Genomic DNA, 11,251 nt, shown 5'->3' on the forward strand with positions numbered 1-11,251 from the left:
GTCAGCAAAGCCACACCCCGCAAAGGGCCAAACAATTTGGCATTGACTATCAAGCACACTGTTGAGTTCTCAAACAACCGACGCACACCGCCAGATCCGCAACCATTCCGATCGCTTCACCGCCCGGGGCAGTTCCTCAAACTTACCAGGCTCTTTCGGACTTTTCCAAATCCCCGCCAGCCTGTCGGCCGGGAGAATTCTTCGGGTATCCGAGTGAATTCTGGTTCCCATTTTCGCCACCGTCGGAAGCGTGAACTTCGACGATCTGCAGAGGTAGGGACGTCTCCCGGTAGCTCGCGGCGCTAGCCGCTCCATCTACCTTCAGGAGGCAACCTCTGTAACTTACCCTACCACGCTCCCCGGCGCAAGCATCCTGGTCAGGATCGCTTCATCGGGGTGCCGATCTGGCAAGCCCTCCCCAGTTCCGGAGCGCACGAGGCTGCTGCCAGATCTGAGTTGGTTTCCGCCCCGGGACCGGCCAGTCGCGCTTTTCGCGCTTCCTGTCCGTGTCTCCCTGCCGGGCGAACAACCGGAACAGTACACAGCCACCGCCGCCACGCCAAATCGGCTTGCCAATGAGCCTGCGTCCGGTGCTGCGCCATGGCATCACCGGACGCTCAGCAGCGCGAACGTCACTCCACTGTGACCGACTTCGCCAGGTTCCGCGGCTTGTCGACGTCGTGCCCGAGCGCCAGCGCTGCGTGGTAGGCCAGCAGCTGCAACGGCACGGTGAGGAGCAGCGGGTCGAGCTCCTTCTCGTTGCGGGGCACGTCGATCCGTTCCACCTTCAGCTCGCCCAGGTCCACGCCGGCGTGCGTCACGACGACGAGGGGGCCGCCGCGGGCGGCGATCTCGTGCAGGGCGGCCACGTTGCGGTCGGTCAGCTCGTCGTCGGGCACGATCGCGACGGTCGGCACGTCGGACGAGATCAGTGCCAGCGGCCCGTGCTTCAGCTCGGACATCTGGTAGGCCTCGGCGTGCCGGTAGCTGATCTCCTTGAACTTCTGCGCGCCCTCGCGCGCCACCGGGAACCCCCGGACCCGGCCCACGAAGAACAGGCTGTCGGCCGCCGCGAGCGCCTTGGCGGCCTGCACGATCCGCTCCTCGTCGTCGAGCACCTGCTCGATCTGGGCCGGCAGGCTCTGCAGCCCGTCGATCAGCCGGCGCCCGTCGGCGACGGAGAGGTCCCGCACTCGCCCGAGCTGGAGGGCGAGCAGTGCGAAGCCCACGAACATCGTGGTGAGCGCCTTGGTGGAGGCGACGGCGATCTCCGGCCCCGCATGCAGGTAGATCCCGCCGTCGCAGGCCCGGGCGACCGCGGAGCCGACCACGTTGACAAGTCCGATGACTCGGCCACCCTTGCGCTTGATCTCCTCCACGGCCAGCAGGGTGTCGATGGTCTCGCCGGACTGGCTCACCGCGACGTACAGGGTGTCCGGCTCGATGACGGGGCCGCGGTAGCGGAACTCGCTCGCGGCCTCGGCGTCGGCGGGGACGCGTGCGAGCTCCTCGATGAGCGAGGCGCCCATCTGCCCCACGTAGTACGCCGACCCGCAGCCCAGGATCTTGACGCGCCGGAAGGCACGCAACTCGCGGGCGTCCATGTCGAGTCCGCCCAGATGGGCGGTGGCGAACCGCTCGTCCAGGCGCCCGCGCAGCGTGCGCTCCACGCTGGCCGGCTGTTCGAGCATCTCGGTGTACATGCGCGGGCGGCCGTCGATCTGACCGTGCTCGTAGGCGCTGGGGTCGACGTCGATCTCGCGGGCCGTGGTCTGCGTCTGCGTCAGGTCCCGGCGGAACGTCGTGAAGCCCGACGCCGTGACGGTCGCCAGCTCGCCGTCGGCCAGGTGTGCGACCGTGGTGGTGTGGCGCACGAGCGCCGCGAGGTCGGAGGCCACGAACATCTCCTTGTCCCCCACGCCGACCAGCAGCGGGCTGCCGTTGCGGGCCACCACTATCCGGTCCGGGAAGTCCGCGTGCACCACGGCCAGCCCGTAGGTCCCCACCACCGCGTCCAGCGCGTCGACGACCTTGCCCTCGAGCGTGTCGGCGTCGGACAGGGCGACGAGGTGGGCGAACACCTCGGTGTCTGTGTCGCTCACGAGCGGTACGCCCTGATCCGTGAGCCGCGCGCGGAGCGCCGCGGCGTTGTCGATGATGCCGTTGTGCACCACCGCCACTGTGCCGCTCGCGTCGGTGTGCGGGTGGGCGTTGGCGTCCGTCGCGGGGCCGTGCGTGGCCCACCGGGTGTGGCCGATCCCCACCCGCCCGGGCATCCGCTTGGGCAGGATCTCGGCGAGGTCGCGGACCCGTCCGGCGCGTTTGCTCACCCGTAGCTGGGGGCCGACGACGGCGACTCCCGCTGAGTCGTATCCCCGGTGCTCCAGGCGGCCGAGTGCCTCCACGAGCAACGGGGCCGCGTTCTGGCCACCGACGTAACCGACGATTCCGCACATGATTCTGCTCCTCCGAGGGAATGCATGGACCGGGCGGGTCGGGTCGACCCGCGCGGCTCGTCAGGCTCAGCCGTAGATCATCCGGCGCAGCTGACGCTCGCTGAGCTGCGGCGCCGCGACGACGCGGTGTCCCAGCTCGGCGGCTATGCGCGCGAAGATCTCGGGGTTTTTCGCCCCGTGGGCCTTCAGCTCAGCATGCCGCCGTCGGACGAAGTCCTCGACCGGTGTGGCGAAATAGGCCATCACGTCGCCGATCACCCGCGCGGCCTCGGCGGGCGTGAGCCCCGTGGTCGCCGCCACGTGGGCGACGAGGTCGGAAGACGTCCTCATGTCTGAGAGAGTGACCCATCCGGATCGCGAAGCGCAATTTCTTGCCCGGAATCGGGCAAGTCTCGGCTCGAAAGACGTCCGGGCAGACGAACGGCGGCCGCCCGCTGGTCAGCAGGCGGCCGCCGTCGTGCACCGGCGTGGCCGGTCAGCGGGAGGTCACTCCGAAGCCGCGACCGCCAGCGTCTTCTTGCCGCGGCGCAGCACCGCGTGCTTCCCGTGGAGCAGGTCCTCGGGGGCGAGCGCGGCGTCGTCGGACGTCACCTTCACGTTGTTCACGTAGGCGCCGCCCTCCGCGATCGCGCGCCGCGCGGCGCCCTTGGACGCCACGAGCCCCGAGCCCACCAGCAGGTCGGCGACCAGGTCGCCGGCCTTGGCCGTCACGCGCGGCAGCTCGGCCACCGCACCCGCGAGCGTCCGGGCGTCGAGGTCGTCGAGCGAGCCGCGGCCGAACAGCGCCTGGCTCGCCGCGATGACCGCCTCGGTCGCACCGGCGCCGTGCACCAGGGTGGTCACGTCACCCGCGAGCGCCTTCTGGGCCTCGCGTGCGAAGGGCCGCTCGGCCACCTCGCGCTCGAGCTCGGTGATCTCCTCGCGCGACCGGAACGTGAACACCTTGAGGTAGTTCACGACGTCGGCGTCGGCCTGGTTGAGCCAGAACTGGTAGAAGGCGTAGGGGCTGGTCATCTCCGGGTCGAGCCAGATGGAGCCGCCCTCGGACTTGCCGAACTTGGTCCCGTCGGCCTTGGTGATGAGCGGCGTCGTGAGCGCGTGCGCGCTCACGCCCTCGGACTTGCGGATCAGCTCGACGCCGGCCAGCAGGTTGCCCCACTGGTCGTTGCCGCCGAGCTGCAGGGTGATGCCGTGCCGCTTGTACAGCTCGCGGTAGTCCATGCCCTGCAGCACCTGGTAGCTGAACTCGGTGAAGCTGATGCCCTCGTCCGAGGCGAGCCGCCGGGCCACGATGTCCTTGGACAGCATGGTGCCCATCCGGAAGTGCTTGCCGATGTCGCGCAGGAACTCGATCGCGGACATCGGGGCGGTCCAGTCGAGGTTGTTCACCATGCGCGCGGCGTTGTCGCCCTCGAAGGACAGGTGCGGCTCGATCTGGGCGCGGATGCGCTCCACCCAGCCGGCGACCACCTCGGGCGAGTTGAGCGTGCGCTCGCCGGAGTCGCGGGGGTCGCCGATGAGGCCCGTCGCGCCGCCGACCAGCAGGTAGGGCCGGTGGCCGGCGTCCTGCAGCCTGCGTGCCGTGAGGATCTGGACGAGGTTGCCGATGTGCAGCGACGGGGCCGTGGGGTCGAAGCCCACGTAATAGTCCACGGTGCCCTCCGACAGTGCAGAACGCAGCGCGGCCTCGTCGGTGGACTGTGCCACCAGGCCTCGCCATTGCAGCTCGTCGAGGATGTCGGTCACCGTGGTCACTCCTTGTTCCGTGGGGCGCGGCCCGGGACGGGCCGCTCGGCGGGCTCGTCGGCCCGCTGGTCATAGTCTGCCCGACGGCGGTAGGGGAACCCGCCTTTACGACGTCAGGGCCCGACGGCGCTGCCGCCGTCCGGGGTGGCGCGCACCATCACGATCGCGACGTCGTCGTCTGCGGTGGCCTCGAGCATGCCGGACAGGGCCGTCTGGACGACGGAGCCCAGGTCGGCGGTGTGGGTTCCCTCGAGGACCCTGGCGAGCTGGTCCAGGCGGGCACGCAGGCCGCTGTCCCGCGTCTCGATCAGCCCGTCGGTGTACAGCACCAGCGTGTCGCCGGGGCCGATGTCGACCGTGTGGTCCCGTCGTGGCGCGCCCGGGTCCATGCCGAGCAACAGGTCGTTGCGGACCGCCAGGATCTCGGACCTGCCATCGGCGCGGACCACGATCGGGGGCGGATGGCCCGCACTGGACCACCGCACCGTGCGGAGCCGGCCCGGCCGTTGCCCGGGTGTCCGCTCGACGCGCGCCACGAGCGCGGTGGCCGTCGCCGCGCTCCCGAGGGCGAGCCCGTCGATGGCCGCGTCGACGCGTTGCAGCACCCGCGCGGGCGTCTCCTGGCTGTCGTACCCGATGGCCCGCACGAGGGCGCGGAGCTGACCCATCACGACCGCGGCACCGAGGTCGTGCCCGATCACGTCGCCGATCACCACGAACGTGGAACCGTCACGCGTCGCGAACGCGTCGTACCAGTCGCCGCCGATGTCACGCTCGGCCGCGGCCGGCTGGTAGTGCACGACCACCTCCAGGTCGTCGAACTTCGGCGGGTCGGTCAGCACGGCCCGCTGGAGCGCCAGCGACACCTCGGTGGCCCTGGCCCGCTCCTGCTCCGAGCGCAGGGCCCGGAGCCGCAGCGCGTCGTCGTGGGCGCGGCGGCGGACGACGTCGCGCAGCGCCGCGGCGACCGTCGTCGACATGACCACCATGAAGCGGGCGTAGTCCGCGTCCCACGGTCGCACCACGGTCGCGCGCAGGACGAGGACGGCGAGGACGCCGCTGCCGCGGTCCGACCGCACCGGCTTGACCACCATGCCGGGGACGACCTGGCGCCGACCGGAACGGAAGGCCCGGACGACGAGGTCCAGCTCGTCCGCCTCCCGGGCCTCCCCGGACTCCAGCACGACCTGGGGCCCGGTCACGCCGTAGACGGCCGCACGGGAGATGTCCGGGCACCCGGACAGCGCCTTGACCACGGGCAGGGCGAAGTTCCGCAGGTGCGTGAAGGTCGTCGGCAGGGCCGCCTGCACCTCGCCCAGCGCCGCCAGGCGCCTCTGGTTGACGACCTCGTGCGTCGTCTCGGTCGCGATGTCCAGCACGCCGACGATCCGGCCGTCGTCGTCCGACAGGGGGCTGTAGGAGAAGGTGAAGTAGGTCTCCTCGTCGTACCCGGACCGGTTCATCAGCAGGAACAGGTCACGGCTCAGCGTCGGCCGGCCCGTGGTCAGCACGGTGTCGAACAGCGGGCCGATCTCGTCCCAGATCTCGGCCCAGACCACCCGCGCGGGAGCGCCCTGTGCACCGGGATGCTTGTCCGTGCCGAGCATCTCCCGGTAGCCGTCGTTGTAGATCAGTGTCAGGTCCGGGCCCCAGACCATCATCACCGGGAACCGCGTCGAGAAGCACAGCCGGACGGCGTGGCGCAGCGACTGCGGCCACGTGCTCGGCGGACCCAGTGGCGTGGCATCCCACGCGACGGTCCGGGCCTCGCGGCCGACCGCGCTGCGCGCTGTCGCGTCCTCGAACCATTCCGCTCCCACAAGCGAATGCTAACGACAGCAACGCGCCGAATCAGCGTCCGGCGTGGATGAGAAAACAGGTATCGCACCGATGAGTTCGGGTCAGGTCCGTCGTCGGACGTCGCATGGAAACGAAAATGCCTCAGCGTTCCGCCGGGACCTCAGGCAGGGTGGAACCGTGAGCGACGTCGAAATGCCGCGCTGGAAGCGGAACGTCGGGCTGTTCCTGGCCGGCCAGACCATCTCCCTGTTCGGGTCGATGGTGGTCATGTACGCGGTCATGTGGCACCTGACCATCGAGACGCAGTCCGGGTCCGTGCTCATGCTGAGCATCGTGTTCGGCATGCTGCCGCAGGCGTTCGTCTCGATCTTCGGCGGCGTGTGGGCGGACCGGCACCACCGCAAGTTCCTGATCATGGGCTCGGACACGGTCATCGCGGTAGCGACCCTCGGGCTCGCCCTGCTCATGGTCAGCGGCGTCGACTCGCTGTGGGTCATCTACGCGGCCCTTGCCGTGCGGTCCGTGTTCGCGGGCATCCAGACACCTGCGGTCAGCGCGATGATCCCCCAGATCGCGCCCACCGATCAGCTCATGCGCGTCAACGGGATCTTCCAGTCGATCCAGTCCGGGATGATGCTGCTCGCCCCGGCGCTGGCCGCCGCGATCTACGCCTCGTTCGACATCGTCACCGTGTTCTTCGTGGACGTGGTGACCGCCCTGCTCGGTGTGGGGATGCTCGCGCTGGTCGCCGTACCGCGGCTGGTCCGGTCCGACGCCGGTGAGCCGGTCAGCTACTTCGGTGACCTCGTGGCAGGCGTGCGGTACATCCGGTCGAACGCGCCGATGCGGTGGCTCATCACCCTCTTCGCGCTGGTGATGTTCCTGGTCGGCGCACCGAGCTTCCTCACGCCGCTCATGGTGGCCCGCACGTTCGGCGACGAGGTGTGGAAGCTGACCGCCAACGAGCTGTTCTGGGGCGGCGGGATGCTGCTGGGCGGCATCATCATGGCGTCCGTCGGCCCCCGGATCACTCGCCGGGTCCGGCTCATGGTGGGGTCCGTGATCGCCACGGGCGTGCTGGTCGCCGGCCTGGGTGTGTCCACGAACATGTGGGTGTTCTTCTCGATCGGGCTGGTGATCGGCGTCATGTTCGCCGCGCTGAACACCCCGGCGATGACGATCATCCAGGAGCGCGTCGAGCCCGAGATGCAGGGGCGGGTCTTCGGCTTCGTCGGCATCGTCATGACGGTCGCCATGCCGCTGTCCATGGTGATCTTCGGCCCGCTGGCCGACCAGTTCTCCGTGGAGTCGCTGCTGATCCTGGCCGGCGTCCTGCTGGTCGCGGTGCTGGGCGCGATCCTCGCGTTCCCCGGGGCACGACGCTCGCTGGCGGAGGTCGACGCCGCTCCGGAGCCCGCGGCCGACTCGAAGGTGGACGCCGCGCCGGAGCACACCCGCTGACCGAGGCGTGCCGTGTGCCGGACAGCACATTCACCCGGCCCTGCCCGCGTGCCAGTATTGATGCGTCCCATAGACGGCAGCTCTGTGTCCCGGAAGGTCCCTGTGCCCACCCCCAAGATCTACGCCCTGCACGAGAACCCCGAGTGGTTCCCTCCGTTCGCCGAGGCCTTCGCGGCCGAGGGCGTCGACTACGTGGAGTGGGTGCTGACCGACGGCGTGCTCGACCTCGACGAGGCGCCGCCCGAGGGCATCTTCTGGTCCCGCATCTCGGCGAGCAGCCACACGCGTGACCACGGCCTCACCAAGGACTACTCGCGCGCCGTGCTGTCCTGGCTGGAGGCGTACGGGCGCCGCACGGTCAACGGCCGCCGCGTGCTGGAGCTCGAGGTCAGCAAGGTGGACCAGCTCACCGCCCTGCGCGCCGCCGGGATCGACACCCCGCGCACCGTGGCCGCCGTCGGGCGGGACCAGGTGCTGAAGGCCGCACAGGGTTTCCCCACCCCGTTCGTCACCAAGCACAACCAGGGCGGCAAGGGCCTGGGCGTGCGCAAGTTCGAGTCGTTCGACGACCTCGCCGACTACGTCGGGTCCGACGAGTACGAGGAGCCCGTTGACGGCATCACGCTGGTCCAGGAGTACGTCGTCGCGGCCGACGGCGGCATCACGCGCGTCGAGATCGTCGGCGGTGAGATGGTCTACGCCGTCCGGGGCGACACCGAGCGCGGCGGGTTCCAGCTCTGCCCCGCCGACGCGTGCGTCATCGACCCGGAGACGGGCCGTCCGGTCCCGCCGGTCGGCGCGACCATCTCCATGGCACCCGACGAGGACTGGGGACTGTTCTCCGAGCGCGAGGGCTACGACGACCCGGTGGTCGCCAAGTACGTCGCGTTCACGAAGCGGCACGGCATCGAGGTGGCGGGCATCGAGAACATCCGGACCGCCGACGGCCGCGTCCTGACGTACGACGTGAACACCAACACGAACTACAACAGCGACGTCGAGCAGGGCACCGCGAAGTCTGGCCCGCGCGAGATCGTGCGCCACCTGGCCCGCGTGCTGCGGGAGACGTACCCCGAAGCACGTTGAGCACCGGCCCCCGAGCCCTGGTGCGGGCGGGTCCGGGGAGAGATCACGCGAGTGGGGTGTGTTGCGCAGCGTAGACATCGTCTACGCAGAGCAACACACCCCACTCGCGTAACCGTTCCCCGACGGGGATGCGGCGTCAGCCCCGTCGGACGGCTCGTCTACACGAAGCCGAAGATCGGACCGAAAGCCACCACCACTATCGCCGCCCAGACGGCGTAGACCGGCAGGTACTGGGTCTGCCAGCGCTCGATCGCACCGAACGTGCGCTGCCCGCGGACGAACCCGGTCGCGAGCCAGGCCGCCCACGCGAGGTGCACCAGGAGCACCAGGTTGAGCCCGAGCGCGGCGACCTTGTTGGCGGTGAACCCGAACTCGGCGATGCGGGTGAGCATCGCGGTCAGCGCAACGGCGTCGACCGCGAGCGCCGCGCCGAGCAGCACCAGCTGCATCCAGTCGAAGATCCCGGGCGGGGCGTGCGGGTCACGGGCCGAGATCGAGTACAGCAGGAGGAACAGGACGAGGACCAGGATCGCGTCCATGAGGATGAGCAGGTCGCGATCCACCGCGGTGAGCGGCCCGTTCACGAGCAGGACGACGAAGATGGCGAGCAGCATCACGATCGTCAGGGGCGTGAACACGCGGGTGAGCACCGGGGCGATGTTCTCGACGACGTTCTTCTTCGCCTCCACCAGCCACGCGCCGACCAGCAGCGCACCCGGTATCGCGAACGGCAGGAGCCAGTCGCCCAGGAACGGCTCGAAGTCGACGCCGACCAGGTCGAGCACGCCGAACGTGAGCCCGATGAGCAGGCCGCCGCCGAGCTGGATCAGCGCGAGGTAGATGATGAGCTCGCCCGTGAACCGGACGAAGTCCATGCGCCGCGCGCTGGACCGCCACGCGCCGCCCGCGTACACGACCCCCAGGAGCAACCACAGCACCACCGGGGTGTGGGTGATCGCGAGGAACAGGGTCATGCCGGGTTCGCCGTCGGGCCCCGACTCGAACGGGTAGAGGTTCACCACCAGCGCGAGCACGGCCGTGGCGGCGAGCAGCGTCGCCCCGATACGCCACGGGACGCGCCGCTTCCACACGAAGTAGCCCGCCAGGAACGGCAGGACGGCGAAGGACGCGTTGCGCACGACCACCAGCTCGTCGTCGCCAGCGATGTCGAGCAAGATCTTGACCCAGATGCCCGCGGTGACGGCCAGGGCGAGCACGACGCCCAGCTCGCGCCAGCGGCCGCCGTCGCCGGGCTCTTCCGGGACGAGCACCAGCTGCTTCCAGAGCCGGTCGGAGTGCTCGCGGGCGAACTCACGCGACACCTCGTCGAGGTTGCCCATGCGCTTGACCGCCACGAGGAACGCCTCCTCGTCGTCGAGCCCGCTCGCGGTCAGGTCGTTGACCTGGCCGCGCAGGTGGTCCTCCATCTCGTCGACGTCGGCCGCCGAGATCGCCCGGCGCCGCTGGACGTAGCCGCGCCACTGGTCGAACTGCTCCTCCAGGGCGGCGTGCTCGGTCGGGACGACTGCGCCGTCGGCGTTCTGCTCGCTCATCAGGCCCACCCTTCCGCGACGGCGGGACCCGGCTGGACGTCCTGCCAGACCTGCTTGAGCGCCTCCGAGACGACCGCCCACTGCTGTCGCCGCTCGGCGAGCGCCTCGCGGCCGGCGCGGGTGATCGCGTAGTGCTTGCGGCGCCGTCCGACGTCGGACGTGCCCCACGTCGCCCCGACGTATCCGAGCCGTTCGAGCCGGTGGAGCAGGGGGTAGAGCATTCCGTCGGTCCACTGCATGCGGCCGCCGGAGAGCTCGTTGACGCGTTTGAGGATCGCGTAGCCGTACGACTCGCCGTCGGCCAGGATGCCGAGGACGAGCGGTGTGGCCGACGCCGCGACCAGGTCCTTGTCGATGTGCACCTGCACTCCTATGCCTAGTTCTGCCAGGTGTTGAACCCTAGCAGAACTAGGCATAGGAGTCCTAGGCTCACGAACTTCGTGGTGCAGGCAGGCAGGAACCCGCGCCGGACGACGGGAGCCCGGCCTTCGCGCTGCCTAGGCGCTGGGTCGACGCCGGGGCTGGGCGGCGCGGTAGACCGACACCGTCGGCTCACCGTCGAGCCAGAAGCGCCAGGGGTACAGGTCGGCGCGGCCGCCGTCGCCGCTCACACCCACGCGGGGCCCGGACAGCACGGTGCCCGACGGCGCCCCGGCGGCTTCCAGCACCACGGCACCTTCCGGGTCGGTGACGTCGGCGCCGTCGTCGGCCAGGTCCAGGCCGAGTGCCACCGCGAGGCGGGCCGGGCCGCGTGCCAGGTCGCGGTCGGCGCGCACCACGCCGGACGCGAGGCGCCTCGCCCGGGCGAGCGCAACACCGTCGGGGTCCGGCCCCGTCACCTCGCCGGCCCGGAGCAGAACCGCCGACGCCGTCCCCTCCGGCCCGCAGACGACGTTGGCGCAGTAGTGCAGACCGAGGTGCCGGTACACGTACAGGCGTCCGGGCTCGCCGAACATCGTCTCGTTCCGCCGGTTCGGGCCGCGGAAGGCGTGGGAGCCGGGGTCGTTGGTGCCGTCGTACGCCTCGACCTCGGTGATGCGCAGGGCCACCGTGCCCTGCGGCGTGTGCCGGGTGAGAGTGGCGCCGAGCAGGTCGCGGGCGACGTCCACGACGGGCCGGTCGAAGAAGTCACGAGCCGGGATGGTCATG

9 protein-coding genes are annotated in these 11,251 nt (G+C 70.2%); 2 read left to right on the plus strand and 7 right to left on the minus strand.

What is annotated here, in order from left to right:
- Nucleotides 1-632: 632 nt before the first annotated feature.
- From glmS to C8K30_RS00020, 4 genes are all read right to left on the minus strand, one after another.
- Complete coding sequence (gene glmS, locus C8K30_RS00005) at nt 633-2,456, minus strand: glutamine--fructose-6-phosphate transaminase (isomerizing) (protein WP_108490869.1); 1,824 nt, start codon at nt 2,454-2,456, stop codon at nt 633-635.
- A 66-nt stretch (nt 2,457-2,522) separates the two neighbouring features.
- Nucleotides 2,523-2,786, minus strand: a complete 264-nt coding sequence (locus C8K30_RS00010; protein WP_108490870.1) for a hypothetical protein — start codon at nt 2,784-2,786, stop codon at nt 2,523-2,525.
- A 156-nt stretch (nt 2,787-2,942) separates the two neighbouring features.
- Nucleotides 2,943-4,202, minus strand: a complete 1,260-nt coding sequence (gene tyrS, locus C8K30_RS00015) for a tyrosine--tRNA ligase (RefSeq protein WP_108491813.1) — start codon at nt 4,200-4,202, stop codon at nt 2,943-2,945.
- 113 nt (nt 4,203-4,315) lie between these two features.
- On the minus strand, nt 4,316-6,022 hold the full coding sequence (locus C8K30_RS00020; RefSeq protein WP_108490871.1) for a SpoIIE family protein phosphatase: 1,707 nt from the start codon (nt 6,020-6,022) through the stop codon (nt 4,316-4,318).
- Nucleotides 6,023-6,179: 157 nt separating this feature from the next.
- Here C8K30_RS00020 and C8K30_RS00025 point away from each other — a divergent pair, with 157 nt between their 5' ends.
- Together C8K30_RS00025 and C8K30_RS00030 are read left to right on the plus strand one after the other, a co-directional pair.
- On the plus strand, nt 6,180-7,463 hold the full coding sequence (locus C8K30_RS00025) for an MFS transporter (protein ID WP_108490872.1): 1,284 nt from the start codon (nt 6,180-6,182) through the stop codon (nt 7,461-7,463).
- 102 nt (nt 7,464-7,565) lie between these two features.
- The gene (locus tag C8K30_RS00030; RefSeq protein ID WP_233256885.1) at nt 7,566-8,549 is read left to right on the plus strand and encodes a RimK family alpha-L-glutamate ligase; all 984 of its coding nucleotides are present in this window, start codon (nt 7,566-7,568) and stop codon (nt 8,547-8,549) included.
- A 158-nt stretch (nt 8,550-8,707) separates the two neighbouring features.
- Here the strand turns inward: C8K30_RS00030 and C8K30_RS00035 are convergent, their stop codons facing one another.
- The 3 genes from C8K30_RS00035 to C8K30_RS00045 form a co-directional block, all read right to left on the minus strand.
- On the minus strand, nt 8,708-10,102 hold the full coding sequence (locus C8K30_RS00035; protein WP_108491815.1) for a permease prefix domain 1-containing protein: 1,395 nt from the start codon (nt 10,100-10,102) through the stop codon (nt 8,708-8,710).
- Entirely contained in the window at nt 10,102-10,464 is a 363-nt protein-coding gene (locus C8K30_RS00040) for a PadR family transcriptional regulator (protein ID WP_108490873.1), read from the minus strand. The genes C8K30_RS00035 and C8K30_RS00040 overlap by 1 nt, the downstream gene beginning before the upstream one ends.
- 135 nt (nt 10,465-10,599) lie before the next feature.
- On the minus strand, nt 10,600-11,250 hold the full coding sequence (locus C8K30_RS00045) for a DNA-3-methyladenine glycosylase (protein WP_108490874.1): 651 nt from the start codon (nt 11,248-11,250) through the stop codon (nt 10,600-10,602).
- Between the last annotated feature and the right edge of the window lies 1 nt (nt 11,251).

Origin of the sequence: Promicromonospora sp. AC04 (genome assembly GCF_003058225.1) — a bacterium.
In the GTDB taxonomy this organism is placed as follows: Bacteria; Actinomycetota; Actinomycetes; order Actinomycetales; family Cellulomonadaceae; genus Promicromonospora.